The sequence below is a fragment of the Chryseobacterium sp. WG23 genome, assembly GCF_024586575.1.
In the GTDB taxonomy this organism is placed as follows: domain Bacteria; phylum Bacteroidota; class Bacteroidia; order Flavobacteriales; family Weeksellaceae; genus Chryseobacterium.
The window spans coordinates 110,240-137,239 of the sequence record NZ_JALCZE010000011.1 but is presented as its reverse complement, the minus strand read 5'-3'; the positions used below and the strand labels follow the sequence as shown (position 1 = coordinate 137,239).

General features: G+C 35.7%; 22 protein-coding genes and 3 tRNA genes. 15 read left to right on the top strand and 10 right to left on the bottom strand.

Annotated elements, in window-relative coordinates:
• Positions 1-14 precede the first annotated feature (14 nt).
• Positions 15-830, top strand: a complete 816-nt coding sequence (locus MP477_RS17295; protein WP_257191360.1) for an AraC family transcriptional regulator — start codon at positions 15-17, stop codon at positions 828-830.
• A gap of 27 nt (positions 831-857) precedes the next feature.
• Positions 858-2,012, top strand: a complete 1,155-nt coding sequence (locus MP477_RS17290) for an NAD(P)/FAD-dependent oxidoreductase (protein ID WP_257191359.1) — start codon at positions 858-860, stop codon at positions 2,010-2,012.
• Positions 2,013-2,127: 115 nt separating this feature from the next.
• Here MP477_RS17290 and MP477_RS17285 read toward each other — a convergent pair whose 3' ends face one another.
• The 3 genes from MP477_RS17285 to MP477_RS17275 form a co-directional block, all read right to left on the bottom strand.
• Positions 2,128-3,552 carry a tetratricopeptide repeat protein gene (locus MP477_RS17285; RefSeq protein ID WP_257191358.1) on the bottom strand — a complete coding sequence of 475 codons (1,425 nt, stop codon included), beginning with the start codon at positions 3,550-3,552 and terminating at the stop codon, positions 2,128-2,130.
• A 134-nt stretch (positions 3,553-3,686) separates the two neighbouring features.
• Positions 3,687-5,114, bottom strand: a complete 1,428-nt coding sequence (locus MP477_RS17280) for a tetratricopeptide repeat protein (RefSeq protein ID WP_257191357.1) — start codon at positions 5,112-5,114, stop codon at positions 3,687-3,689.
• Between the two features lie 143 nt (positions 5,115-5,257).
• Complete coding sequence (locus MP477_RS17275) at positions 5,258-6,688, bottom strand: tetratricopeptide repeat protein (protein WP_257191356.1); 1,431 nt, start codon at positions 6,686-6,688, stop codon at positions 5,258-5,260.
• Positions 6,689-7,681: 993 nt separating this feature from the next.
• Here MP477_RS17275 and MP477_RS17270 point away from each other — a divergent pair.
• The 4 genes from MP477_RS17270 to MP477_RS17255 all read left to right on the top strand — a co-directional run bounded on the left by MP477_RS17270 (position 7,682) and on the right by MP477_RS17255 (position 12,230).
• Positions 7,682-8,167: a GNAT family N-acetyltransferase gene (locus tag MP477_RS17270; RefSeq protein ID WP_257191355.1), complete on the top strand. Its 486-nt coding sequence runs from the start codon at positions 7,682-7,684 to the stop codon at positions 8,165-8,167.
• A gap of 11 nt (positions 8,168-8,178) precedes the next feature.
• A complete protein-coding gene (locus tag MP477_RS17265) occupies positions 8,179-8,616 on the top strand; it encodes a hypothetical protein (RefSeq protein WP_257191354.1) in 438 nt (145 codons plus the stop codon).
• 800 nt (positions 8,617-9,416) lie between these two features.
• A complete protein-coding gene (locus tag MP477_RS17260; RefSeq protein ID WP_257191353.1) occupies positions 9,417-10,454 on the top strand; it encodes an AraC family transcriptional regulator in 1,038 nt (345 codons plus the stop codon).
• Between the two features lie 120 nt (positions 10,455-10,574).
• Positions 10,575-12,230 (top strand): serine hydrolase, encoded by a 1,656-nt coding sequence (locus MP477_RS17255; RefSeq protein ID WP_257191352.1) that lies wholly within the window; start codon positions 10,575-10,577, stop codon positions 12,228-12,230.
• Between the two features lie 78 nt (positions 12,231-12,308).
• Here the strand turns inward: MP477_RS17255 and MP477_RS17250 are convergent.
• Positions 12,309-12,381: transfer RNA gene (locus MP477_RS17250), tRNA-Lys, on the bottom strand.
• Between the two features lie 793 nt (positions 12,382-13,174).
• On the opposite strand from MP477_RS17250, the gene MP477_RS17245 reads away from it, so the two are divergent.
• On the top strand, positions 13,175-13,951 hold the full coding sequence (locus MP477_RS17245) for a matrixin family metalloprotease (protein ID WP_257191351.1): 777 nt from the start codon (positions 13,175-13,177) through the stop codon (positions 13,949-13,951).
• A 264-nt stretch (positions 13,952-14,215) separates the two neighbouring features.
• Here the strand turns inward: MP477_RS17245 and MP477_RS17240 are convergent, their stop codons facing one another.
• Complete coding sequence (locus MP477_RS17240; RefSeq protein ID WP_257191350.1) at positions 14,216-15,100, bottom strand: MBL fold metallo-hydrolase; 885 nt, start codon at positions 15,098-15,100, stop codon at positions 14,216-14,218.
• Between the two features lie 249 nt (positions 15,101-15,349).
• On the opposite strand from MP477_RS17240, the gene MP477_RS17235 reads away from it, so the two are divergent.
• A complete protein-coding gene (locus MP477_RS17235) occupies positions 15,350-16,030 on the top strand; it encodes an alpha/beta fold hydrolase (protein WP_257191349.1) in 681 nt (226 codons plus the stop codon).
• Between the two features lie 298 nt (positions 16,031-16,328).
• Here the strand turns inward: MP477_RS17235 and MP477_RS17230 are convergent.
• The 5 genes from MP477_RS17230 to MP477_RS17210 form a co-directional block, all read right to left on the bottom strand.
• Positions 16,329-16,404, bottom strand: a tRNA-Lys gene (locus tag MP477_RS17230).
• Between the two features lie 209 nt (positions 16,405-16,613).
• Positions 16,614-18,413: a hypothetical protein gene (locus MP477_RS17225; protein ID WP_257191348.1), complete on the bottom strand. Its 1,800-nt coding sequence runs from the start codon at positions 18,411-18,413 to the stop codon at positions 16,614-16,616.
• A gap of 292 nt (positions 18,414-18,705) precedes the next feature.
• Positions 18,706-18,778: transfer RNA gene (locus MP477_RS17220), tRNA-Lys, on the bottom strand.
• A gap of 489 nt (positions 18,779-19,267) precedes the next feature.
• On the bottom strand, positions 19,268-19,900 hold the full coding sequence (locus MP477_RS17215) for a DJ-1/PfpI family protein (RefSeq protein WP_257191347.1): 633 nt from the start codon (positions 19,898-19,900) through the stop codon (positions 19,268-19,270).
• Positions 19,901-20,000: 100 nt separating this feature from the next.
• Positions 20,001-20,996, bottom strand: a complete 996-nt coding sequence (locus tag MP477_RS17210) for a GlxA family transcriptional regulator (RefSeq protein ID WP_257191346.1) — start codon at positions 20,994-20,996, stop codon at positions 20,001-20,003.
• 316 nt (positions 20,997-21,312) lie between these two features.
• Between MP477_RS17210 and MP477_RS17205 the strand changes: the two genes are divergently transcribed.
• From MP477_RS17205 to MP477_RS17175, 7 genes are all read left to right on the top strand, one after another.
• Positions 21,313-21,744: an Rrf2 family transcriptional regulator gene (locus MP477_RS17205; RefSeq protein ID WP_257191345.1), complete on the top strand. Its 432-nt coding sequence runs from the start codon at positions 21,313-21,315 to the stop codon at positions 21,742-21,744.
• Positions 21,745-21,801: 57 nt separating this feature from the next.
• On the top strand, positions 21,802-22,254 hold the full coding sequence (locus tag MP477_RS17200; RefSeq protein ID WP_257191344.1) for a hypothetical protein: 453 nt from the start codon (positions 21,802-21,804) through the stop codon (positions 22,252-22,254).
• Entirely contained in the window at positions 22,244-23,020 is a 777-nt protein-coding gene (locus tag MP477_RS17195; RefSeq protein WP_257191343.1) for a class I SAM-dependent methyltransferase, read from the top strand. The genes MP477_RS17200 and MP477_RS17195 overlap by 11 nt, the downstream gene beginning before the upstream one ends.
• A 12-nt stretch (positions 23,021-23,032) precedes the next feature.
• Positions 23,033-23,455 (top strand): c-type cytochrome, encoded by a 423-nt coding sequence (locus MP477_RS17190; protein ID WP_257191342.1) that lies wholly within the window; start codon positions 23,033-23,035, stop codon positions 23,453-23,455.
• Between the two features lie 39 nt (positions 23,456-23,494).
• Positions 23,495-24,217: an iron-sulfur cluster repair di-iron protein gene (gene ric, locus MP477_RS17185; RefSeq protein ID WP_257191341.1), complete on the top strand. Its 723-nt coding sequence runs from the start codon at positions 23,495-23,497 to the stop codon at positions 24,215-24,217.
• 11 nt (positions 24,218-24,228) lie between these two features.
• Positions 24,229-26,472: a nitric-oxide reductase large subunit gene (locus MP477_RS17180; RefSeq protein WP_257191340.1), complete on the top strand. Its 2,244-nt coding sequence runs from the start codon at positions 24,229-24,231 to the stop codon at positions 26,470-26,472.
• 63 nt (positions 26,473-26,535) lie between these two features.
• Positions 26,536-26,988: a hemerythrin domain-containing protein gene (locus tag MP477_RS17175; protein WP_257191339.1), complete on the top strand. Its 453-nt coding sequence runs from the start codon at positions 26,536-26,538 to the stop codon at positions 26,986-26,988.
• The last annotated feature ends 12 nt before the right edge of the window (positions 26,989-27,000 follow it).

Genomic DNA, 27,000 nt, shown 5'->3' with positions numbered 1-27,000 from the left:
AAAAATTCAACAAATTGGCTTCTGGCTGTCCATTTTTTGTATCTTCATGTGCTGAAAGCTTATTAAGAACAATCATGGGTAATGACTTCCATTATAACTTCATAGAACCGGATCAGGCAATTGCCGATTTTGTAGAAAATCTGGGGACATTTCAAAATCTTTCTGGCGAACCTAAGGAAGTTGTTATCATTCCTGACGGGCGGGTTGATCTATTTTTCATGCAATCGCCGGCTGAACCTTTTTGTGTTACACTTCTCGGTTTGGAGACCTATCCGGAGCAAAGAGAAATACCTTCGAAAACTACTGCTTTTGTGGTCAGTTTTAAGCCTATCGCTGTGGAATATATTTTAAATACTTCTATTGCCGATGTATTAAATAAGGGAAAAGTACTTTCCGATGATTTTTGGGATTTTAAAGCTGAGGATCTATATGATTTTGAGCTTTGCTGTAAAAAAGCAACGCAAAAAATAAAAGAACTGCTGCCTGAAAAAACAGATGAAAGAAAACGGAAACTTTTTGAACTTATTTATCTATCAAAGGGTGAAATGAGCGTGAAAGATCTTTCAGAAAAAACAGGCTGGAGCAACCGTCAGATCAACCGCTATTTTACAAAACAATTAGGGTTATCCTTAAAAGCCTATTCTACTATTTTACGCTTCAGAACTTCACTGGAACATATTGCACAGGGGAAACTCTTCCCTGAGCTCAATTATACAGACCAAAATCACTTCATCAAGGAAATTAAAAAATTCTCAGGAGTTGCCCCCAAAGAATTATCCAAAAACAAAAATGACCGATTTGTACTATTATCCGTGTTGAAAGGAAAATAAATTTGCATTGTATAATTTAAATTAACAATGCTGATAGACAATACATCAATAGCCATCGTTGGGGGCGGTCCTGCAGGACTTACCCTGGCAAGACTTTTACAATTGAAAAACGCAAACGTAAAAGTATATGAAAGGGATTATAATAAAAATGCACGGGTAAAAGGCTCTCCTCTCGATATGCATGAAAATTCCGGGCTGGCGGCCTTACGTAAAGCTGATCTGTTGGATGAATTCAAAAAGACATTCCGTCCCGGTGCAGATAAGACCCTTATTATGAATGAACAGGCTGAAGTATTTTTCAGCGATCATGAACTAAAGCCTGAGGAAGATTTCGGAGCTGAACACTTCCGTCCGGAAATAGACCGTGGGCCCCTAAGAAATATGCTGCTGGAGTCCTTACAACCTGAAACAGTAGTTTGGGACAGCCATTTTTTATCGATGGAGGCTTGGCAGGGAGGCTGGATGCTTCATTTCAAAAATGGCACTTCCGCTTATGCTGATCTTGTGATTGCAGCAGATGGTGCCCATTCTAAAATACGTCCTTACCTCACAGAAATTAAACCTGTTTATTCCGGAATTATCATGCTTGAAGGTAATGTTTCGAAGGAAGCATCCCCACATATTGATGCACTGATCAAAGGAGGTAAAATAATGGCTTTTGGAAATTCTAAAAATATTCTGCTTGGTCAGAAAGGCAACGGAGACCTCGGATTTTATGCCAGCTTTAAGGCAGATGAAAACTGGAGTATACACAGTGGCCTGGACTTTTCGGATAAGCTACAGGTTTTGGAATGGTTTAAAACAGAATATGCTGAATGGAACAACATCTGGGATGAATTATTTGAAAATGCCCAGACTCCTTTTATTCCACGCCCGATCTATTCTATACCTTTGGACCAGACCTGGGAAGCAATGCCTAACTTGACTCTGCTGGGTGATGCAGCGCATGTGATGCCTCCCTTTGCAGGAGAAGGCGCTAATATGGCCATGCTGGACGCTTTGGAGCTTAGTGAATGCCTTACAGACAATACATACCCTACTTTACGGGAAGCTATTTCTGCCTATGAAATCAATATGCGCAAAAGAGCTGCCATTGCCACCCGGGAATCCCTTGAAAATGGTGAACAGATGCATTCTGAAAAAGCCCTGGCAACCATGCTGGCATTTTTTAGCGGACACTAAACCAGCCTAAAAGCTTATTCAACATTCAAATTTTGAGGAAGTACCATCAAAAACCTGTAAAAAATAGTTCACAAAAACAGCCTGATGAAGCCATCAGGCTGTTTTTATGTCAGTATTACTCCAAACCATCAAAAAAATGATAGATATCTGTTTCTGTTGGGATATGGAGTCTTTTTCTGATCCGGTATTTTTTCTGCTGAACAGTCCGGTGTTGGATGAGCGTATAAGCAGCAATTTCTTTGGATGTAAAATGTAATTTGATCATTGCGCAGAATGTAAGTTCAGAAGTTTCAAGATTAGGATTGATATTTAAAAGTCTGTTGATAAAGTTCGGATAAGTTTCTTTAAACCGGTTAAAAAATTCAGGATCATTTTTCCTTGCCAATTCTAGAATTTCGTCCTGTTTATTGCTATCTACTCTGGCTTTTAATTTTTCAGTTTCCGTTGTAAGCGCTTCTTTTTTCTTTCGCAGTAAGTCTACAATTCTCCAGGTATATATTCCCACCACAGAGAAACCAACAAACGATAAAAGGATCACCCATTGTATATTTTTATCATGTTGTTCGGTATCTTTTTTTGTCTCGCTAATAAAAGACTCCATATCCTGATTAATCGTTTTTAATAACGCAGCATTGGTCTTATTTTTTGCATTAGCAAAAGCCTGGAGATAAAAATAGGCATTGACATCATCATTTTTCTCCTTATGCAGCCATTTAAAATCATTATAAATATATTTGGTATAATAGGTATAAACATCTCTTGTTTTTTTATCAATTTCTAAAGCACGTTTAAGATTTTTTTCTGCTTTATCATACTGTTTATCCCAAATATAGCATTCAGCTAAAATAGTATGGGCAGTAAGGGCATCAATATCCATTGCCTTTTCTTTATCCGGATCATCAACTACTTTTCTTAAATATATTTCAGCAGAATCCAATCTCTTTTCACCCCATATATAATGTTCTCCAAATATTACATTCAAACGTCTTGAATCATTCAATAATCTGGCTTTATGCAAATAATATAAAGATTTATCAGCCTGTTTGCTAATATCAAGGTAGGCAGCCTTGTTTGTATATATTTCTGACAGTAATTCTTTTTTGAATGGGGATTCATCGATTCTTTTTGAGTAATCAAGTGCATAACTATTATATTCGAGCGCTCTATTAAGTTTATGCATCTCTACATTCAACTTGCTGTAATTATTATAAAATATTGCTTTATGAAGATTACTTTTTGAGTCTTTTAAAATTTTTTCGGCCTGATTAAAAAGAACATCCGCTTGCTGATAATTTTCTGTTGACGTATTTATTTTTGCTAAATTCGTATAACACAAAGCTTTACCTTCCTGGTAGCCTATTTTATTAGCTTTTCTATAATAGTTTGTATTCAGGTTAACGAGAGAATCATATTCTCCTAAAAGCCTGAGCCTTTCATTTTCATGTAATAGAGGAATATCAAAACTTTTGTCATACTTCTTATAATTGCGAGTACATGAAACTAAAATAATGAGCAAAATAAATAGAAAAGGACGAATCATAATACTTTTTAATTTTTCATGTATAAATTACAATTAAAAAGTGGTTTTCATATATTTTAACCTTATTATTACTCTTCTCATTTCACAATGAATAAAACTCTTTTTTAAAATTCATCTGACGGCATATAATTTTTTTACCCCAACTCATCAAAAAAATGATAGATATCTGTTTCTGTTGGGATATGGAGTCTTTTTCTGATTCTGTATTTTTTCTGCTGAACGGTCCGGTGTTGGATAAGCGTATAAGCAGCAATTTCTTTGGAGGTAAAATGCAACTTGATCATGGCACAGAATGTAAGCTCAGAAGTTTCAAGATTAGGATTGATACTTAAAAGCCTGTTGACAAATTTTGGATAAGTTTCTTTAAACCGGTTAAAAAATTCAGGATCATTTTTCCTTGCCAATTCTAGAATTTCGTCCTGTTTACTACCATCTACTCGGGCTTTTAATTTTTCAGTTTCCGTTGTAAGCGCTTCTTTTTTCTTTCGCAGTAAGTCTATAATTCTCCATGCATATATTCCCAGCACAGAAAAGCCTATAACCGATAAAAGGATTACCCATTGTATCCCTTTATCATGGCTTTCAGTATCTTTTTTTGTTTCGCTAATAAAAGACTCCATATCCTGATTAATTGTTTTCAATACTGCGGTATTGATTTTATTATTTGCATCAGCATAAGCTCTTAAATAAATATACGCTCTTTCTTTATCTCCTTTTTGCTCGTATACACGTCTAAGATCATTATAGATAAATCGGGTGTAATTAGCGTACACATTCCGTATTTTTTTATTAATTTTAAGGGCCTGCAGAAACATCTCCTCTGCTTTATCATACTGTTTGTCTGAAAGATAATATTCCCCAAAAACTGTAGTGACGTAAAGTGCTATAACATCCTTTCTCCCCCGTTTTTCAATAGCTGTATATGCTCTGAAAATATGAGTATAGGCAGAGTCTGAGTTTTTATACATATAAATATAATCACTTATCATAGCATCTGCGAAACCCGAAGCATCCAGTTTTTTAGCCTTCTGAAAATATTCTAATGCTTTTTCATACTTCTTTTTTTGAATGTAATACTCTCCCTGTCTAAAATAAATATTGAAAAGAATATCATTTTTTAACGCTGAGTTCTTACTTTTATATATGAATCCCATTGCTGCATTATTATATTCAAAAGCTTTATCAAGTTTTTTAAGCATCGAATTAAAACGGCTGTACACGTTATAAAATCTAGCTTTATGAATATAATCTTTTGAATCTTTTAAAATACCATCAGTATGATCAAAAAGGACCCGTGCTTTCTGATAATTCCCCAGTGTCATATTCAGCTCAGCCATATTGATATAGCATAGGCTTTTACCTTCTTCATAGCCCATCTTATTAGCTTTTCTGTAATATTCTGTATTAAGACTGACAAGCGAATCATAATCTCCAGATAGCCTGAACAACTCATTTTTTTCCCATAAAGAAATATCAAATTTTTTTTGATCCTGTTCTCGGGAATACTGATTGCACGAAAACAAAATAATTAATAAAACAAAAAGAAGAGAACGGATCATCATGTTTTCTAATATTTTCCAGTATAATTATGAGTAAAAAAATGTTTCATAGATACCCAATATTTACTCTTTACATTTTTATTTGTGTCACAATGGATAAAATACTTTTTTAAATTTATCCGACAATTTAATTATTATTCTTTTTACTATAATCCATCAAAAAAATCATAGATGTCTGTTTCAGCCGGAATATTCAGCCTTTTTCTAATCCGGTATTTTTTTTGCTGAACCGATCTGTGCTGCACAAAAGTATAATCAGCAATCTCTTTGGATGAAAGACGGAGTTTCAGCATGGCGCAGAAAGTCAATTCGGAATTTTCAAGATCGGGATTAATCTTTAGAAGAATACTGACAAAATCCGGATATAGTTCTTTAAATTTTAACAGAAATGAAGAATCATTTTTTTTAGCCAGCTCAACAACTTCCTGAAACTGTTTGGTGTGCACATGGTTTTTCAATTCGTCCGCTTCTTTTTTCAAACTTCTCTTTTTCAGTCTCAGCCTGTTAATAATCTTCCGGACATAGACTCCAGAAATAGAGATCGCTGCAATAGATAAAGCAATAGCTAAAGGCAGCTTATTTCTGCTCCAGTCTGATTCATTTTTCGTTTCTGCTATAAAATCATCCACCGTTTTATTCATTGTAGCAAACTGAGCAGAATCAGTTTTCCCTTGTTCTTCCGTATATTTTTCCAGATAATAATATGCTTTGTCTTCGTCATCCATCTTTTTATACAGTTCCGCCAAAGATTGGTACACCTCTGCTACATATGAAAAATGAGTATGCTCTATTTTTATGACCTCCAAAGCTTTGTTTAGATTTCTTTCGGCCTCTTCATAATTATTAATTTCATTATAATAATAGCCCATCACATAATATACCCAAAGGGCTTCTGTGTTGCTAATTTTATGATTCTGTATTCTTTCTTTGGCGTTGGAAACATATATTCCCGCATTATCTAACTGATTAACAGATAGATAATATTCCGCAACCAAGCTGTTACTGAAAGCCGAATTTTCTAATGCATTACCTTTCAAATAACATTTCAAAGCAGCCCCAAGCCATCTTTTTCGTATTAGAAAAATTCCCTTCTTCAAAAAGAGCTTTGAAAAAAGCTTATCACTGAATTTAGATTTTTTTGCAGCCTTTACATAACGGAATGCCCTGTCATTGTATTCTAAAGCTTTATCATAAAGCTTTAGATGAAAGTAATATTTACTGTAGGTATCATAGAATAGCGCTTTATGATATCCATTTTTGGAATTAAGCAGAGCTTTTTCCGCTTTTTGGAAAAAAAACAGAGCCTTTACATAATTTCCTGCAGAAACATTCACCTTTGCTATATTCAGATAACAAAGCCCTTTACCTTCTGTATATTCCATATTTTCCGCTTTTTTCAAATATTCTATGTTCAGATGGACAACAGATTCATATACGCCGGATGACAATAAAGTATCATTTTTGGTCAGTAAAGCAGTATCAAAGGATTCTTTCTGTTCTTCACTTATATTCTGTCTGCATGAGAACAAGACAAGCAATAAACCTATACAAAGGGTATAGATTTTAATATTTTTCATGACTTTTGAATATATAATTTTACTTCTGATAATTTAACCTATTAGTATTAGTTGAAAGAATTTTTTTCATCCGTTAAGCATTTTATTCTTTCCAAAATAGTCTGTTAGATTTTTTTCAATTTTTACACTCATTTATCTGTAACGATATTATTTTTTTCTCTATACCTACCTACACATTATAAAAAATAAATCCGAAAACAGAAATCCAATTAACATAGTATCATATCTTTAGATTATTAATAATTCTCTTTCATAAATATACATAATTTATCGTACTAAGTTGAGATAAGATATTAATTTAACAAACAACATCATTTAAGATTAATTATTTTCCATTTTTCCTTCTGTTTAATTATAAAATAAACTAAAAACACATCTTTTAACTTGACGGAAAAGCAGGCTATAAACATTAATTTTTTACCAAAATCAAGCGTGAAAGCACAAACATTCTGAAAACTATTCTATTTTATTATTTGCAGCAGAGTATTTTATAATAGAATGCAACCTATTCAATATAGTTTTTTACTGTGAATTTAAATAACACCGAATGCAGACAATTCTCACACAACACATAAAGCATTACAATTCAATCAACTACAATTTATTATTTTTTAGAGATTTATGTAAAAGTCTGGTTAAACAATTAAAAATTTAGTCACAATGCTGAATGAAACGCGATAAACACTTTAGTTTATTTTAAGTTTAAACTGATTGGAAACAAAAAGAACATTTAAGCAAAAAATCTTTGATTTTTTAAAAACTTACGTGAGCTTTAGTGAACTTATTTCCACAGCTTCATTAAACTTAAGTGTTCAAGAAACTTTGTGACTTTTGATTACGTCGAAATAACATTCATCGACTGAAAGGAGATAATCTTCGATTTGTGGTTAAAGTAAAAAGTGTAAACAAGTTCTAAGAAAAAGTATATAACATTTGATTTTAATTGTATCCAAAACTATTTGCATCTTTGTTACTACAATTAAAAACTTATCTATGAATATTGAATATCGAAAACTTCTTTCCGGAGAGAGTACAATGTACAGGGCTATCAGATTGGAGAGCCTGGAAAGGTTTCCTGAATCATTCGGAGCGACCTATGAAGAGGCCAGAAATACGGAAAAACTAAGAATAGAATATGATATAGAAAATCAGACACCGGAAAGGTTTGTCTGGGGAGCATTTGCAGCGGGGGAGCTTATAGGAATCTGTGTTTTTGTGAAAGATGCCGGTTCTTCCGGAAATATCTACCAGATGTATGTAAAAGAAGGATTTCAGGGTAAAAATATAGGGTATGGATTGATTGACGCTGTGATTCGTGAGGCAAGAAAATTATTTCATACCATTGATATTTTCCTTGATGTGATCCCCACCAATGAAAGAGCTTATTATTTATACAGAAAGATTGGCTTTAAAGAAATGGAAAAAGAAACAGAAGACAGAAAAATTGATTCTAACATCGTTATGCAATATCAACATTAAAAACATTTAGTATGAAAAAACTACAATTTTTACTCTTTTTGTTTTGCTTTTCAGCTGCTTTAGCACAAAAGCAATATAATATAGAACTGCTTTTCCTTACTGACAGCAATGAAGTAGCTCCTCATGTTGAAGTAACTTTTATAAAAGAAAACAAAACCGGTGCTGTACTGGTAAAAAAAGTAAAGGCCAATGATAAAGGTCTTTTAAAACTCAGTCTTTCTGATGCCTATTTTAGTAAAAAAGACTCATTAATTATTCAGAGTTATTATTATACTAAGGATACCTATTACTTTGACTATCATGAAGAGTTGGCAAAAAACCAGTTTCCTTTTAAAAAGACTGTTATCCTTGAGCATATTGTTCCTCCTACACTTGAGGAAATTAACAGCTCCAATGTTCCACCTCCTCCTATACTTCCCAAATCTTCAAAAAAAAGATCAAAAAAATAGCTTGTAGAATGGTTGAATTTTTTAGGTTAGGCCTAGATGAAAATCTAATATAACCCAGCCAGGTTCGCTTTCTCTGCTGAACGAAATGATCATTCGGATATTCTATTGTAAGAAAGTAAAGAAAGGCCACTTTGTCGCTGATAAGCGATATAAAAAAGTTAACTTCATCAAAATCGATTTCTAATCGATTCATTCTTGGCTCACTTACAATCAAGCATAATAAGAATAGAACTTTGCATCAACTTTTGCACAGATCCTATAATTGCCTGATCGTTTTATTTATTCGCAAAAAAATGCCATGCAGAAGTCTTTATTTCTACATGGCATTTTGGTGACCGGCTGGTACAAAATTCGAACTCTTTGTTGGAGGACTTGAGGCGATTGAATCAGCTAAAAGACACTAGATACAGGCATAGAAAAAATGGCAGATCTACCTCTTGCCAACACCAACAAAATCCTAAAAGGAAGAAAACTAAAAAGATGAAGTTAAATGATCAATTATTAACCTTTTTAATAAAATCACATGACCCTTCTATAATCCGTTAATTATTTTAGATGAGTTCAATTATTATCTTTTGCTTTACCAAAGGATAAATAATCCGTCAAAATCCCAATCACAGGAATAATAAATAGGCAATCCTAGAGTGTCGGAAAAATCCAGTTTATTTATATTCTTACCACCTGCGTACCATAATTCTATACTATTAACTCTGGTAAATTTATCTTTGTTTATTATAGTCCTATTGGAACTACTCTATAGATTGTTACATTTGTTTATAAACCCTATATAAATTACACACATGTCATTTATCAACGATTTAGGTAAGATTATTGTTTTTTTGTTTTTACTGTTAAGTGTTTTTCTGATTACAGTAAAATCCAAAAGAAAATTACCAGATTATTTATTTGCTGCTTTTCTACTCGTATCGGTGATAGATTTTTCTGGTTTGTTTATATCACCACCTGATTCTAAAATAATTAAAGGAGGGAAACTGGCAAGTGTATTACTACAGATGCCGCTCTATTATTTATATGTAAACTCGGCTTGTTATTATAATTTCAAGCTTCATAAAAAGCATCTTTTACATACACTTCCTTTCTTATTCTTTTTTTGTCTATACAGTATCTCAGGAATTTCAAAACAAAACTACCGGGTATTTGATAGTATTTCTATCATTCAATATTACTTTTATATCATTGCTGTATTTCTGGCACTAAGATCCTTCAGAAAAATATATCAGGAAAATTATTCCAGTAATCATCACCTTACTTATAAATGGTTGATGCAAACCACTGTTCTTTTTTTAATTGGAAATTTCTTTGTACTGATCAGGGGCTTTGTAGATGAAAGTAACCCGGTTCATACCTATTTATACATCTTTACATCCCTGTTTATATTATTTGTAATCAGCTGGTTTGTGCTGAACGCCTTATATCTGCCCAATTTGTTTGCAGGTATCAGTAAAGACCTGATTCCTGTAAAGCCGGCGAATGAATTGAAGAAAGAACCTGAACAATTGAAAAATTTGATGCAATTTATGGAAACTGAAAAGCCTTATTTAGATGATAAGTTAACATTGCAGAAATTAGCAGAACAAATTAATTTACCCGAAAAGCAGCTGTCATTATTGATCAATCAGCACACGGGTAAACATTTTTTCGACTTTATCAATGAGTTTAGAATTAATGATGCAAAAACTCTTCTAAAAGAGCAGTCTCAATTAACAGTACTGGAAGTATTGTACAAAGTGGGCTTCAATTCAAAATCTTCATTTTATACCGCATTTAAAAAAGCAACCAACTTAACACCTACAGACTACAGAAAATCAATCATTTAAACAGTGTCCGATTTAAAGTCGTACTGTTTTTATGATGCAAATCAGTTCGACTTTGGATACTCGGATGTGTATGTGGGTACAAAGTTCCAGATTTGCTTCATCATTAAAAAAATTAATAAAATGAAGCTAAAAATCAAATGGCCTTTGTTCCTTTTTTCTGTATTGAATTTCGGACTATGTTTCGGACAATCCAATCAAAAAGATCCAATCAGTCGGGCCGACTCTTTATGGAGTACTTATAAACAAGCAGAAACCCCGGGAATGGCTGTTGCAGTCATAAAAAATGGGAAAATAATCTATAAGAAAACCTATGGGCTGGCTAATCTCGAAAGTAAAACCCCAATAACAGATTCTACGGCTTTTAATATTGCATCGGTTTCTAAGCAGTTTACCGCATTTATTGCTCTTTTAGCAGAACAGGAAGGAAAGTTATCATTAGATGACGATATTAGAACTTACCTGCCGGAACTGAGTCATCTTCCCTATAAAATTACCATTCGGCAATTAGCCAATCATACCCATGGATTACCCAATTTTAGTGAAATCAAGAAATTGCAGGGGTTTGGTGATGAGTTTAAAGTAAACAATAACGAAGCAGTAAAGACTTTATTGGGAATCAAAAGTGTAAACTTTCTTCCGGGAGAGCAGTATCAATATAATAATACGGGTTTTACATTGCTTGCTGAAATTCTTCGCATGGTTTATAAAAAAGATTTCAGCCAAATAGCAAAGGAATATGTTTTTAATCCTTTACACATGAAAAACACCCTGGCAATAGATGATCCGGATAAAATTATTCCAAATAAAGCAGAATCCTATCAGTCAAAAGGCAATACATTCGTAAAGCTCCCTATCGGACAGATGGTGAGTGGTTCATCCAATATTTATGCGACGCTGGATGATCTGTGCAAATGGGCAGCCAATTTTCAAAATCCAATACTGGGAAGTCGTATGCTTTATAATACAATGCAAAAGAATACCGTGTTAAGTTCGAGTAAAAAGATAGAATATGGACTGGGCCTGCAAACTGAAAAATATAAAGGGTTGGATATTGTATTTCATGGTGGTGGCACTGTTGGCTATCGAACCTACATTCTTCACGTTCCTTCGCAACAATTTTCTGTTGTTATACTGGGAAATGGGCAGGGTTTTGACGGTTTGCTGATTACGTATCAGTTGGTTGATTTCTTTCTTAAAGATCAAGAAATAATTCCTGTTAAGCCTCAAAAAACAACTTATGCTCCATCAGAACTAATGCAATTTGAAGGAGTTTATGAGCTTAATCCCGGCAATTACCTTGAAATATCAACGGAAGGGAAAGATCTTTATCTCGGAACATATAACCATAAAGGTAAGGAACGCTTACAGGTAGCCGGTGACAATAAATTTAAAATTACTTCTATTCCTACCGCAAGCCTGACACTTTCTGACTATTCATTTAAATTTAGAATCGCTGATTTTACCTATACCGCAAAAAAAATCAATCTAAATCCTCCAAAAGCAGATGGAATGATTTTGAATAATTTGGTTGGGTTTTACAGAAATGAAGAATTCAATACAATTTATCAATTACTCATTAAAAACAACAAGCTGATAGCCAGGCATCCGTTAAACGGTGATATTGAATTGTTTCCATTAAAACCCGCAAGTTTTTATTCAACAACAGAATATTTTGGACAGCTTGATTTTAAATATAATAAAAATAAAGAGGTCACCGAGTTTATATTATCAGGAGCTAATCTTTTAAATATTAGATTTAAGAAAATTTTGAAATGAGAATGGAATGGAAAATAAAAAATTCTGAAAAACAACCGTTTATAAAAATAGGCCTCAACCTAAGTTGAGGCTTTAAAGTGACCCGGCTGGGATTCGAACCCAGGACCCATACATTAAAAGTGTATTGCTCTACCAGCTGAGCTACCGAGTCGGCCATCTACTTTTCTATGTTTCCATTTTAAGTAAACCCTTTGTTTAAGGGACTGCAAAGATAGAAAAATACTTTTTAACTCCAACTTTTTTATACATTTTTATTCAATAAATTTCACAGAACAGAAGACATTCGTTGGTTGATATCAATTCACTGACGAAGCTTGTATTTCTAAGTGATTATTTATTAGATTATTACTCACACAATACTATGTGAAAGTCAGTATATAATATTTAATCAATGGAAACCATTATTTTCTTTCAATCCTGAAAGATTACCCAAGATAAGGTGCTTTGTCTTCGGTTTTATTTTCCGTATCCTAATAAAGGAGGACAATACTTGAGAAAGATAGATAAGCTCGGGCTAGCAATCTTCCATCACCCAAATCCAAATATAACCATCGATGGAATCATCAGTATATCTAACGGTGTGCTGAGAAGCTGGGATATAATTTTGCTTTATGCAGCAGGTAACTAAACTTAAAAAGAAAAAAACTGAGATATTTCAGAATTGGGGATCAGGTTCTTGTAAACCCATCAATATAGGGTAATGAGAAGCAATTAAGCCAAATGTAGTATGTAAGTAGTACTAGCTAATCTTAAAATAAAGGCTGTACATATCTTTTTATTATATATTTGAAAGTCAACAATAATTCAATTAATGTACCGATATGATAAAGATTATCATAACAAAATGCATTTGCTTTTATAGTCTAAAAGACTAATTAACTTAAACACTTAAAATTATGGAATTACACAAGAAGATCTTGCTTGGATCATTTATCTCGATTGCGATGGTATCATGTAATACTACCAACGACAATGTGGAAGAAAATACCCCACAAACACAAACTTCGTTAAATGCAGATACGTCTACAAGTTTCAACACACGAATGTGTAAAGATGTTTATCTTCCTGGGGAGGGATATGTTCCCGGAACCGCCTCAAAGGGAGCTGTTGTTACCGATAAAAAATGGCCGAATGGCAGTATAATCACTGTAGCTTTCATAGGAGGTAGTACCACAGTTCGCAACAAAGTGATGCAATATGCTCAAGAATGGTCCCAATATGCCAACATTACCTTTAAATTTGTTACCAGTAAAAAAGCACAGATTCGTGTTTCCTTCAAATCCGGACCCACAGATGGATCTTATTCGTATATAGGAACACAAGCTCTTAAAATACCTGCTAATCAGGAAACAATGAACTTTGGTTGGTTTACTGATACAACATCGGACACAGAGTTCAGCAGAACAGCCATTCATGAATTTGGACATGCACTTGGTATGATCCACGAACACCAACACCCTTTAGCTGATATCCCTTGGGACAAACCAAAGGTGTATGCCTATTACGCAGCTGCTCCAAATTATTGGACCCAGGCTCAAGTAGACACTAACTTTTTTGCAAAATATTCAACTACACAAACGCAGTATAGTGCTTACGATAAATTGTCAATTATGCATTATAGTGTCGACCCAAATCTGACAACAAACGGATTCAGTGTTGGCAGTAATACTGTTCTATCTCCTACAGATAAGCAATTTATTGCAACAGTGTATCCAAAATAATAACTCAATCCATTGCAAAAAAGTCTACCTTGGCATATAAGGTAGACTTTTGTAATTGATACCATTAACTAGCTGATAAATAAATCTTTGTTACACTAATTAAATAAGGTGACTTTGTAGTTCATATAAGATTGCTCTAAAAAATCAATTATTTCCACCCTGTAACTGTCTGATCAGGTTGTGACTATTTCAAATCATCACAGGCTAAACAATTATTTTATAGTCTTACACTATCTTATTCTCAGTCTATAACTAAAATCTTAATTATAATTTTGCTTTAGCAGCTGTTGCTCCACCCCAAAGTGACCCTGGATTAACACGGTCTCCATGTAGCTCCATCATCCGGTCAAAGAGTTCGCGGGCCGTAGCTGTTTCTTTATTAAGACGCATAAAATCCTGGAAATAAACCTTGGTTTCCTGAATAATCTTTGGATGGTTTTCAAGTTCCGGACGCCCATGGCCGGCAACTACAGACTGGGGAGCCAGTGATTCGAGTTTGTCAAGTGCTGCAATCCATTGAAGCCAGGTTTCCGGGTTACCTTCTGCCATATAAGGGTGAACACCGTTATACGCTGCATCTCCTGCTACAATCAGACCAATGGACGGTACATGCAGACCTGTTGAAAGAGCTGTATCTGTATAGCCGGTGTCAATGAGAATCAATTTGTTACCTTCCAGTTCAATGAAATTTTCTTCAAGAGGCTCCGGGAGTGTAATTTGTTCAGGAAGTTGACCAGGAAAACGCGTAGTGCAGAAATTATTAAAGAAAGCAGGATTGAGCTCACCGCGCATATGCTCTATAATATCCGGCCTTGCAACGGCCTTTGCCTGAGGAAAATGCTGCCTGAGAAGCTCTATACCAAAAAAATGATCACCATGGCCGTGGGTGATGTAGATTGTAGTAAGGTTCTTACCACTGGATTTTACCCATTCTACTAAAGCTTGTGAAGCTTCAGCAGTAAGGAATGTGTCCACTAATACGGCATCCTTTTCTCCATAGATGAGAGTTGATGAATTGGGCACCCACGCCAGAGATTCATAGCCCGAAGGCAGTTCCCGATTGAGACCGGGACGTTTGGTAATAAATACGGAATACTGTAAAGTTCCGTATTCTGTAATGTTGAAGTTTTCTTTTTGATCTTTTTCCATATTCCTGATGTTTTTTACGATCACAATATAGTATAAATCGTCTGTAAAAAAATGAATAGCCAGGGATTAAATTTTATTTTAAAATATCAATATAACAATGAAATAAATTAACCTAATACACAGCCTTTTAGGATATAGAAAACTATTAAAGTAATTTCAGATAATGCATGCTGTAAAAAGTATTAAAGCGTATATCTGTCCGAATAAAATTTTTATATTAGGATCGAAAATAATTTAAAAAAACACCTTATGAAAAAAGCAAACATTGTATTTGTACACGGACTTTGGGCAGATGGCTCATGCTGGAATGATGTAATCCCTAGTCTTCTTGCTGAAGGGCATGATGTAATTTCTGTTCAGAATCCTCTCTCAACTTTAGCGGATGATGTAGCTGCCACCAACAGGGCACTGGACAAACTTGAAGGTCCCATTATTCTTATCGGACACTCCTGGGGTGGTGTTGTCATTACCGCAGCAGGGGTCCATCCAAAAGTACGGGCTTTGGTATATGTGGCTGCTATGGCCCCGGACAAAGATGAAACACTTGGCGGATTGACAGAGCATTATCCAACTGCAGCCTTACAGCATTTAGACATCGCTGATGGCTATATCCGGCTAACCAAAGAAGGCATTCAGAAATATTTTGCAAGTGATGTCCCAGAGAAACAAACAGCATTGATGTATACGACTCAGGGGCCTGCCAATGCAGCATTATTTGGTGAAAAAATGGGCACACCGGCCTGGAAAGAAAAGCCAAGCTGGTATATTGTTGCCAGCAAAGACGATGCTATCAGCCCAGAGCTTGAAAGAATCATGGCCAAAAGAATCAATGCAAAAATAACGGAACTTGACACAAGCCATGTCCCTATGATTTCAAAACCCGAGGAGGTACTGAAGGTCATTAGAGAAGCTATTGCATCTGTAATGTGAAAAAATTCAAACATTTTAACATTACAATAAGCCAAAATAAATCATGATATAATCAACCTGAGCTTAACAGATAGGCAACTGCCCTTTGATGTTCTATTGTAAGAAAGCAAAGAAGCGACTATAAAAAGTTAGCTACATCAAAATCGAATTCTAATCAATTCATTCTTGACTCACTTACAATCAGGCATAATAAAAATAGAACTTTGCCTCAACTTTTGCACAGATCCGAGAATTGCCTGATCATTTTATTTATTCACAAAAAAAGCCATGCAGAAGCCTTTATTTCTACATGGCATTTTGGTGACCCGGCTGGGATTCGAACCCAGGACCCATACATTAAAAGTGTATTGCTCTACCAGCTGAGCTACCGAGTCGGTCATCTACTTTTTATATTTCCATTTTCAAGTAAATCCCTTTATTTAAGGGACTGCAAAGATAAAAACTTTTTCTTTATCTCCGTTATTTTATTTAAAAAAATCATTTTTTTCACCTGATTACAATGGATGCAAATAAGTCTTTCTTCCCTTACCTTTTGGAACAGATTCAAAATCAATATATTTAGAGTTTAAAAACCAAAAAACGTTTAATTGGAAAAATTAACAAAATGAGGAATATCTGTTGCAAAACTATTCATTGGCAAAAGATTATTCCGATTGCTGTTAAAGTCAAAAACTGAATTATTATCGAAAGGAACACGGGGATAATACATGAAAGAAATTTGAATTCTGTTGAAAACCAGAAACGGATTATTGATTAAAACACCAATTCCTATTTTCGTGTTTGCTTTTGTTTTCAGCAGTGTATCATCAGGCATACCCAGCCAGCCGACTGCCGCCGTTAGATAGGGACTGAAATGAAAATTCTTCCAGGTTTTATTGATAAACAGCTGAAGCTGATATCTTAAAACCAATTTTTTTGTTCCGATATAATCCGAATTGTAAACAGGAAATTCGTCTGCAGCAGAAAGATTGATTCTGTCTTTATAAGAATAATTATGTTGTGGATTTCCCAAGGCTAAAGTGGGAGAAAAGAAATGTCTTGCTTTGGCAAATTTCCAATCCATAAGATTCGTAAAATAAGTTCCATCCAGCCGGAAAGATTCACGGTTAGGGTCATCCTCATTAAAAAATCTTCCAAACTGAGCTTTAAGATTGAAATATCCCAACTTTGTAAAGGTACCGTATGACGCAGAAATGCCAAGATAAGGCTTCACATCACTATTTCTTGACAAAGCTCCTGCCGTGAGATTCACCGAATTACCATATGCAATATCCTCCGGCAAATCATATTGAAAAATATTCTTCTGAACCGAGAAATTTCTGTGAATATATCCTACAGACATCAAAAAACTGTTATAAGAACTGAAATATTTATACTTGTCTATTCCCGGGCTGTCTTTATACTGATAATTCTGAAACCTCCCTATCACGGCAATATTACCGGAAACCTTTTCTTTTGGATCCGATGAAACAGGAATCTGATAACCACCCCATATATCCTGGCTGTAAACTTTGATTTGAACTTCCGGAAAAGTGGTTTCAGTTTCTGTTGGAAGTAAAACATTTCGCATAAAATATTCGAAACTAATACCACCGGCCCATTTCGTTAAGGGGGAGAAAAAATCTCTTCTGACATTGAAATTGATTCTTTCATTTTTAAAAAAATCCCGTTCCCCAAGAACCTGAGCATTGATATAGGTACCAAAAAGATTATAGGCTGTATAGCTCCCGAAAAGATAATCCTGCTTTTCTTTGGAATCATTTCTATACAGGAAATTCAGTTCATGACCTAATCCAAGTACATTTTCTTCCGTCATTCCCAACCCAATTTTACTTCCTGAATAACTGACTCTGGGTTTCAGACTCCAGGAATCGAGAACTTTTACAATAACATCAATAGAATCTTTACTGGAAGTACTGTCGGAAACACTGATATTAACTCTGTTTATAAATGGCATTGTTCTCAGCAAACGCTCAGATTCATAGAGTTTCTGGGCATTATATTCTTCACCTTCCTGAAAAAGCAAATAATTATTAACCGTGGAAGTTTTTGTATTAGAATGAAGGTGATTGGTGATCCAATCATACCATTTGGATTTTACTTTATCATCTTTAGAGCCATATCCAAAAGGGTCAATTGTTTCTATCCGGATATTTCTGATGTATTTTTTATTATAAGCTTCCTGCGACAGTTTTTCAGTCCTGCTTTTAACAGAAGTAGAATCTGCCTCTCTACGGAATATAAAACGATGAATAAATTTGGTAACTTTCCTTTGATCTGAAAATTCCTCTATCTTGTAATAGAGCGAATCTTTTTTCTCTTGTGCATTTAAAAAGAAAAAACCATTTAGAAAGAAAAATAAAATTACAATTGATTTAGTCATTAGTCATCAAAAATTCAAAGTTTACAATATCAATTTATAAGCCAATATAGGTTAAAAATACACTAATATCCAGAAAATATCCGTGTAAAAAATAATATGATTACTGCTGTTTTTACATGACTCATCTTCTTACTGAAATTCTCGGTACAACGAGGTATTTTTACTGTTATTTTCTCTGCTGTTTAAAATTTCAGAACTAAGTCCTGATCCGAACATATAGTACTAATTGGCTATGCTTTATAAAAACAAAAAAACGGATAAAGCAGTTATAAAAACGCTTTATCCGTCCAAGTGACCCGGCTGGGATTCGAACCCAGGACCCATACATTAAAAGTGTATTGCTCTACCAGCTGAGCTACCGAGTCGGTCATCTGCTTTTTTATGCTTCCATTTTTAAGCAAATCCCTTTGTTTAAGGGACTGCAAAGATAGAAAAATACTTTTTAACTCCAACTTTTCCCGAATATTTTTAGCACATTTTTTCTTGTAGCATTCACAAATATCTGTCTATAAATAATTTACACTATTTATTATTTTTCATAAAAATAAAGAGTTCTGCTTTTTGGGGAACATAATAGTAAAAATGCTTTTGTAATCAACATCTGTGATGATTCTTATTATTCTATTATTGTCGTTTTTTAAGACTTCATCCATGATTTCTGAAAAAGAAGGATTAAAAAATCTATTTCTAATCCTTTCGCATTATATCAAAGGTAAGCAAGTTTTAAAAAATCTGCGTAATCTGTGGAATCTGCGAGAAAAAAATCCATTTCTAATTATCTCGCTGATTGAGCTGATTACGCAGATAATGGTGGTAAACCTTACGTAATTTACTTGATCTGCGGGAAAATGAAATTAAGCTATACTACTCCCCTGCTGGTATTCAAAAAGCTTCACAATAGTATCTACAGCTTTCTGCCCGTGATGTTTTCCTATCAGATAAAGAGCCGCGTCTATTCCGGCTGTAATACCTGCCGTTGTGATCAGTTGCTCCTGATCAACATACCTTACCCCCCTTTTAATATTACTTTTTATATTATGCTGTTCCAATGCATCCAGCAACATACTGTGGGTTGTAATATCATAATGATCAAGGATACCTGTTTTAGAAAGCAACATACTTCCTGTACAGACTGTGAAAATAACAACCCCATTATGACACTGGTCTTTTACCCAATTGAGGACTGTATTTTGAAAATCATCATCCTGCAGGTATTGCATCACCTGGTCAGGATTTGCTCCGGGAATGACAATCATATCCGGTTTGGGGCATGTCTGCAGGTCGTAACCAGGAACAATAGCCATTGTATTAGCCTCTGTATAAACTGCTTCTCTGGTTTTCCCAACAGTATAGCAATGATAACTGCCCGGCAGTATTACATTCGCCTTAACGAAAACATCCAGCGGGCCGTTCAAATCCAGGACTTCTACCTGATTATACACTAAAAATGCAACGTTCATTGTCGTAATGGGTTGTACATGTTTCATAATGATAGTATTAAGATTAATAGATTAAGTAAAGACAAGCCTATTCCCTGCTGATTATTATAATCATCATCCAATAGTATATCCAAAAAATTAAAAATTATTATTCGACTCCCTTAAATGCTTTGCGGTATTGAGCAGGAGAAAGGGAAAGGTGTTTCAAAAATACCCTGCGAAGCGTTACTGAGCTTCCGAGACCACATTTATCAGCAATCAAATCGATGCTCATATCAGTATATTCGAGCATGCTTTTTGCCTGATCCAGCCTCATTTTTTCAAGAAATTTACCGGGGCTCATTCCTGATTGTTTTAAAAATACCCTGGAAAAATTGCGGACACTCATATGCATTGTATCTGCTATAAATTCGATAGTAATAGACTGTTCAAGCTTATCCTTCAGGAGATCACGTACATCTTTCGTTAATGCAGTCATCATATCATATTCCGGCAGTGCATTTCCAAATTGCAACTGTACGCCGGGTCTCTTAAGATGTAACACAAGATGGCGGGCAACTTCCGAGGCTACAGGTTTTCCAAAATCTTCTTCCAGCAGCGCCAGGGCAAGATCCATCCCCGAAGATACTCCTCCGGAAGTATATATAGACTGGTCCCGGATAAAAAACGGATTGACATTGACATTAATTTCGGGATAAAACTGTTGTAAGATATTTGCATATTTCCAGTGAGTAGTGACCCGCTTTCCATCTAACAGTCCTGCTTTTGCCAATATAAATGCTCCGATACAGACAGAGCCCAACCGTCTTACTTTTGTACTCATATTCTGAATAAAATGATAGAGATCGGGATTAACGTTATCCAGTATGGTAAGACTTGTTCCAGCCACTAAAAAAGTATCTGCATGAAAATCAATATCATAAATTGTATAACTACAGGTTAAGGGCATTCCTGAATTTGAATACACCACCTTTTCTGGAGTTCCGGATACAATGAAAATACGATATCCGGATTCTTCATCGCCCAGAAAACGGTTAGCCGATGTAAATACATCGCAAGGACCTGCAATATCCAGCAACTGTACCTCCGGCAATACCAAAAATACTATATTCTTCTTTCCTGAATCTCTTCTTACATTCTTCATATCTCGTTCTGTATAATGCAAATGTACACAGAAAGCCTGCCGTCCGCAATGACAAAAAGCATACAGTTTCGGCCAGTTTCTCATTTTCCCGATCCTTACCTGCAATAAAAAGACTATTCTAAAAAAAGACTTTCACAAACTCCGTCAACAGGTAAATTCATAGGGATAAACAGTAATGAAAATAAATCTTCACTTTACTGAATTCCAAGGAGCGGCAAATCTCTATCTAATGATTTTTATCAAGCAAAAAATAAAAGAGTTTTTTATCTTCTATTCAAAATAAGTTTATATCTTTGTCCTATAAAATTCAGAAGAAATGTTTTCCAAAACCTGCGAATATGCATTAAGAGCTTTAATCTATATTGCCCAGCAATCTAAAAACGGCGGCCGGGTTGGAATCAAAGATATTGCTAAAAGCATCAGTTCACCGGAACATTTTATAGCTAAGATTCTGCAGGATTTAAGCAGAAAAGGATTTGTTCAGTCGGCGAAAGGGCCAAACGGAGGTTTTTATATGGATCAGCAGAATTTGAATAATACCATTGCGGATATTGTGAGAGAAATTGATGGTGACAAGCTGTTTTCAGGCTGTGGATTAGGTCTTGAACAGTGTTCTGAAACACATCCCTGCCCTCTTCATGATCAGTTTAAGAGTATCAGAACCAATCTTCGTATCATGTTGGAGAGTTCTAAAATACAGGCATTTGTCGATAATTTAGATTTAAAACTGACCTATCTTAAGACCTAAAAAAAAAATTTAATCAAATAAAAGATAAAAAGATCTTAATATATTAAATAATAAAAAATGAAATTCTATCTTAAAAATCCTGTTGTACTGATGCTGTTTTGCCTGATGGCCGGAATGTTTATGACGGTTAGTTTTTTAGAAACACCGATGAAATTTCAGGTAGAAGGAATAACGCTTTCAACAGCATTGGGATTGGGAAAACTGATGTTTGGAATATCAACAAAAATACAAGATTTATTGCTTGCTTTGATTCTGATATTCATGTACATCAGCCGCAAAAGTTATACAAAAACTGACTGTATTATGATCTCAGTTTTAGTATTCATACTCATTTTAGAACAGTTTTGGATGCTTCCTGTGCTTGATGCGCGGGTGGATAGTATTTCTTCGGGACTATTATTACCGGATACTCCACTTCATGATTATTTCATCTATGCGGAAACTGCAAAAGCAGTGGCGTTAGTATTGGCTATTATTCTACAATTTAAAACTCATCCCAATGAATACTGAAAATATTGAAAAAATGTCCGGTCACTGGCTGCTGGCCAGAATTGGTAAAAAGGTTCTGCGTCCGGGAGGCCTCATGCTTACGGAAAAAATGCTGGCTATGCTACATGTTACTTCTGATGATGATGTAGTGGAATTGGCTCCGGGACTTGGTTATACGGCACGTCACACTTTAAAAAACAACCCTAAATCTTATACCGGAATTGATGTTGAACAATGTGTAATAGATGATTTGAATAAGAGATTTAAGCAAACTTCTGCAAGATTTAAATTGGGAAATGCAGCCCAAACTTCATTACCGGAGCAATCTGCTGACAAAGTCTATGGAGAAGCTTTACTGAGTATGCATGCTGACCATAAAAAATCTGAAATTATTAAAGAAGCGGCTAGAATTTTAAAGCCTAAAGGATATTATGCCATCCATGAACTCGCACTGACCCCGGATACTTTGGATGACAATATAAAACTGCACGTTCAGAAGAACCTGGCTTTGGCTATTAAAGTAAACGCCCGTCCGTTGACTGTTTCAGAATGGATTCTTCTTCTGGAAAAAGAGGGTTTTACTATTAAAAAAATAGAAACAGCTCCTATGCATCTTTTAGAGCTTAAAAGAATCATCCGTGATGAGGGTTTCTCCGGATTTCTGAAAATTGTCGGTAATCTCTTGACACAGCCTGATATACGATCCAGGGTAATACAAATGAGAAAAACATTTAAAAAATATGAAGACTGCCTTTGTGCTGTATCTATTCTTGCTCAGAAAATTTAAATCATCAACATTATGAAAATACAATTCTTACACACGGCCATTATATTCAGCTTATCAGTACTCTTTTTCTCTTGTTCCGGCAAGGATACCACTCCAATCCCACAACCGGAACCTTATACTGAACAGCCTTCACCACAACCGGTTGAAGCTCCCGTTCCTCCTGTCTCAGACAATACCTCCAGCGATCCGGGTCTGAAACTGATAGAAGGAGCAGATTGTCTTGCCTGCCATAAAATAGATGCCAAATTAATCGGTCCTTCTTATCAGGATGTGGCGGCAAAGTACACCGATGCGGATATTGATCAACTGGCACAAAAAATTATTGAGGGTGGAAAAGGAAATTGGGGTGATATCCCGATGCCCCCTCATGACGGCCTCAATAAAGATAACGCTAAACAAATGGTGAAATATATTCTTTCTCTGAAAAAACAGTAAAAAAATTTAAAATAATAAAAGACAAAAAAGTATTATATTATGAATACAACAACAGACTTTATAGGAAACATCGTCGCTGAAGACTTCAGAACGGCTGCTATTTTTAAAAGACATGGAATAGATTTCTGCTGCAAAGGCGGAAGAACAATAGAAGAAGCCTGCACTTCCAAGAAACTTGATCCGGAAAAGGTTTATGCGGAACTGGAATCTTTACCTGCAAATGAAGGTAGTTCCATGGATTTTGGGAGCTGGCCTCTTGATCTTTTGGCAGATTATATTGAGAAAAAACATCACCGTTATGTAGAGGAAAAAACAACAGTTTTACAGGCTTTCCTTGATAAATTATGCAAAGTACACGGAAATAGACATCCGGAATTATTTGAAATCAATACTTTATTCAACGAATCCGCGCATGATCTGGCAGCCCATATGAAAAAAGAGGAGCTTATCCTGTTTCCTTTTGTAAGAAATATGATAAAAGCCAAAATATCGGGAGGAGTTCTTCCGCATCCGGCTTTCGGAACGGTGGAAAACCCGGTCAGTATGATGCAGCATGAACACAGTGTAGAGGGAGACCGTTTCAGAAGAATTGCAGAGATAACCAATGAATATCTTCCTCCGGCAGATGCCTGCAATACTTACAAAGTAGCTTTTGCCATGCTTCAGGATTTTGAAAATGACTTGCATAAGCATATTCATCTTGAAAATAATATCCTCTTCCCGAAAGCGATCCAACTGGAAAAAGAATTTATTGAATCTTAAAAAAACACCGGATGACACCTAAAAAACTTTGGCAATGGCTTGCTGTAGTGATGATTGCTTCATTTGCCGTTCTTATATTTTATGGAACAGAAATTTACAGAAAGGTTCCACCGATTCCTGATAAAATCGTAAGTACAGACGGAACTGTGGTTGCCACCGCACAGGATATTAAAGACGGGCAGAATGTATGGCAGTCTATTGGCGGGCAAACAGTAGGAAGCATCTGGGGGCATGGTGCTTATATTGCTCCGGACTGGACTGCCGATTACCTTCACAGGGAATCTCTTCTGCTTCTGGATGAATTGGCAAAAAAAGACGGAAAATCTTATAAAGAACTTCCGGATGATGAGCAGGCTAAATATCAGGTACTGCTGAAAAAAGAACTTCGTACGAATACTTTCAATGAAAGCAAAAACGAAATTATTTTCTCTCCTGAAAGAGCCGGAGTTCAAAAACAACTTTCCCGGTATTATTCAAAACTGTTTATGAATGATCCTTCTATGGTCACATTACGCAGCCAGTATGCTATTCCGGAGAATACCGTCAAAGATACCGGAAGAATGACCAAAATGAATGCATTCTTTGCCTGGACTACCTGGGTCTGTATCACGGAACGTCCGGGAGATGATGTCACCTATACCAATAACTGGCCTCATGATGAATCGGTAGGAAATGTTCCGCCTCCTTCACTGCATCTGTGGTCCGGATTCAGTATCCTGTTGTTATTGGCCTGTGTAGGGCTTCTGGTATTTTATCATGCCAGAAATAAGGAAGAAGAAATCAGTGAGGTGCTTCCTCTTGGGGATCCACTCCGTAATATGAAACCGACTCCTTCTATGAAAGCTACTTTAAAATACATCTGGGTAGTGGCTTTACTAATTCTGATTCAGATGCTTGCAGGGGTTATTACGGCTCATTACGGCGTGGAGGGAAGCGGTTTTTATGGTATCCCGCTGGACCAGTTTTTACCACAGTCGGTTTCCAGAAGCTGGCATGTACAGCTGGCCATATTCTGGATTGCCACTTCCTGGCTGGCAACGGGACTTTATATTGCTCCGGCTGTTTCCGGATATGAGCCCAAATACCAGAAATTGGGTGTTAATGTATTATTCGGAGCTTTACTGATTGTTGTACTGGGCTCTTTAACCGGGCAATGGCTTGGCGTGATGCAGAAACTGGGTCTGGTAGACAATTTTCTTTGGGGTCATCAGGGATATGAGTATGTAGAGCTTGGAAGGATCTGGCAGATATTACTGCTTATCGGGCTTATTCTTTGGCTGGTTTTAATGGTAAGAGCATTGCTTCCTGCTTTAAAAAGAAAAGACGGGGACCGGCATTTACTGACTTTATTCACGCTTTCATCCGTAGCTATTGCCCTGTTTTATGGAGCTGGTTTAATGTATGGAAGACAGACCCATCTTGCGATTGCAGAATATTGGAGATGGTGGGTAGTTCATCTTTGGGTAGAAGGTTTCTTTGAAGTTTTTGCAACGGTAGTAGCGGCATTTTTATTTACAAGATTAGGATTATTGAAGCTGAAATCAGCGACCCATGCCGTATTATTTTCAACGATTATATTCCTTGCGGGAGGGATTCTGGGAACATTCCACCATCTGTATTTCAGTGCTACACCCACTGCTGTGCTGGCATTGGGAGCTACTTTCAGTGCACTGGAAATTGTTCCTCTTGTTTTGATCGGTTATGAAGCTTATCAAAATTATCAGCTCAGCAAATCAACTCCATGGATCCAGGCTTACAAATGGCCCATCTACTGTTTCATTGCCATGTGTTTCTGGAACTTTCTCGGGGCTGGCATTTTCGGATTTGCCATCAATCCACCGATAGCCCTGTATTATATCCAGGGACTGAATACAACTGCTGTTCATGGTCATGCTGCTCTGTTTGGGGTTTATGGAATTTTAGGAATCGGATTAATGCTGTTTGTATTAAGAGGTCTGTATCCTGACAGACAGTGGAATGACAAACTTATTGGCTGGGCATTTTGGCTGACCAATACAGGATTGCTGGTGATGGTCACCATCAGTCTTCTGCCTATAGGAATTATGCAGTCTGTAGCCTCTATTGAGGAAGGATACTGGTATGCCCGCTCTGCCGAATTCATGCAGACCGACATCATGCATTTTTTAAGATGGATGCGTGTTCCCGGAGATATTTTACTGGCAGCCGGAGAGTTGTTGCTGGTTATTTTTATCCTGGGACTGAAATTCGGATGGTCACTGAAAGAAAAACGGTAACCCATTTCTTTAAACCCCATAGGTTGCAAGATGAGGGGTTATTTATTATCCTAAAAAAGAATTATGAAACGTAATGAAAATATCGTCCTTTTATCCAAGGATCATCATTTCGGATTGCTTTGTAGCTGGAAAATAAGACAGGGAATAAAAAAAGAAACAGAAGGTTACAGAATCAGAAAATATATCCTCTATTTTTGGAAAAACCATCTGGAAGAACATTTTAAGGAAGAGGAACAAGTTCTGTTTCCCTATCTTAAGGATGAATATTCCTTCCGGATACAGTCTGAACATACCCAGATAAAAACGTTGATTCTTCAAATCGAAAATTCTGAGAATGCAGATTATTTTTCAAATTTTGCTGATCTTCTGGAACAGCATATCCGTTTTGAAGAACGCAGCTGGTTTCCCCATTTGGAAGAAAAACTGGATGCTGATATTTTAAATACAATCGGAAAGAAATTAAGTCATATTCATTCTGAAGAAAAGGATGATTATCCCGATGAATTCTGGAAATAAAAAAGTATGGCA

Coding starts and splice junctions, on each gene's coding strand:
- MP477_RS17290 (WP_257191359.1), top strand. CDS start 858: ATGCTGATAGACAATACATCAATAGCCATCGTTGGGGGCGGTCCTGCA.
- MP477_RS17285 (WP_257191358.1), bottom strand. CDS start 3,552: ATGATTCGTCCTTTTCTATTTATTTTGCTCATTATTTTAGTTTCATGT.
- MP477_RS17280 (WP_257191357.1), bottom strand. CDS start 5,114: ATGATGATCCGTTCTCTTCTTTTTGTTTTATTAATTATTTTGTTTTCG.
- MP477_RS17275 (WP_257191356.1), bottom strand. CDS start 6,688: ATGAAAAATATTAAAATCTATACCCTTTGTATAGGTTTATTGCTTGTC.
- MP477_RS17270 (WP_257191355.1), top strand. CDS start 7,682: ATGAATATTGAATATCGAAAACTTCTTTCCGGAGAGAGTACAATGTAC.
- MP477_RS17265 (WP_257191354.1), top strand. CDS start 8,179: ATGAAAAAACTACAATTTTTACTCTTTTTGTTTTGCTTTTCAGCTGCT.
- MP477_RS17260 (WP_257191353.1), top strand. CDS start 9,417: ATGTCATTTATCAACGATTTAGGTAAGATTATTGTTTTTTTGTTTTTA.
- MP477_RS17255 (WP_257191352.1), top strand. CDS start 10,575: ATGAAGCTAAAAATCAAATGGCCTTTGTTCCTTTTTTCTGTATTGAAT.
- MP477_RS17245 (WP_257191351.1), top strand. CDS start 13,175: ATGGTATCATGTAATACTACCAACGACAATGTGGAAGAAAATACCCCA.
- MP477_RS17240 (WP_257191350.1), bottom strand. CDS start 15,100: ATGGAAAAAGATCAAAAAGAAAACTTCAACATTACAGAATACGGAACT.
- MP477_RS17235 (WP_257191349.1), top strand. CDS start 15,350: ATGAAAAAAGCAAACATTGTATTTGTACACGGACTTTGGGCAGATGGC.
- MP477_RS17225 (WP_257191348.1), bottom strand. CDS start 18,413: ATGACTAAATCAATTGTAATTTTATTTTTCTTTCTAAATGGTTTTTTC.
- MP477_RS17215 (WP_257191347.1), bottom strand. CDS start 19,900: ATGAAACATGTACAACCCATTACGACAATGAACGTTGCATTTTTAGTG.
- MP477_RS17210 (WP_257191346.1), bottom strand. CDS start 20,996: ATGAAGAATGTAAGAAGAGATTCAGGAAAGAAGAATATAGTATTTTTG.
- MP477_RS17205 (WP_257191345.1), top strand. CDS start 21,313: ATGTTTTCCAAAACCTGCGAATATGCATTAAGAGCTTTAATCTATATT.
- MP477_RS17200 (WP_257191344.1), top strand. CDS start 21,802: ATGAAATTCTATCTTAAAAATCCTGTTGTACTGATGCTGTTTTGCCTG.
- MP477_RS17195 (WP_257191343.1), top strand. CDS start 22,244: ATGAATACTGAAAATATTGAAAAAATGTCCGGTCACTGGCTGCTGGCC.
- MP477_RS17190 (WP_257191342.1), top strand. CDS start 23,033: ATGAAAATACAATTCTTACACACGGCCATTATATTCAGCTTATCAGTA.
- ric (WP_257191341.1), top strand. CDS start 23,495: ATGAATACAACAACAGACTTTATAGGAAACATCGTCGCTGAAGACTTC.
- MP477_RS17180 (WP_257191340.1), top strand. CDS start 24,229: ATGACACCTAAAAAACTTTGGCAATGGCTTGCTGTAGTGATGATTGCT.
- MP477_RS17175 (WP_257191339.1), top strand. CDS start 26,536: ATGAAACGTAATGAAAATATCGTCCTTTTATCCAAGGATCATCATTTC.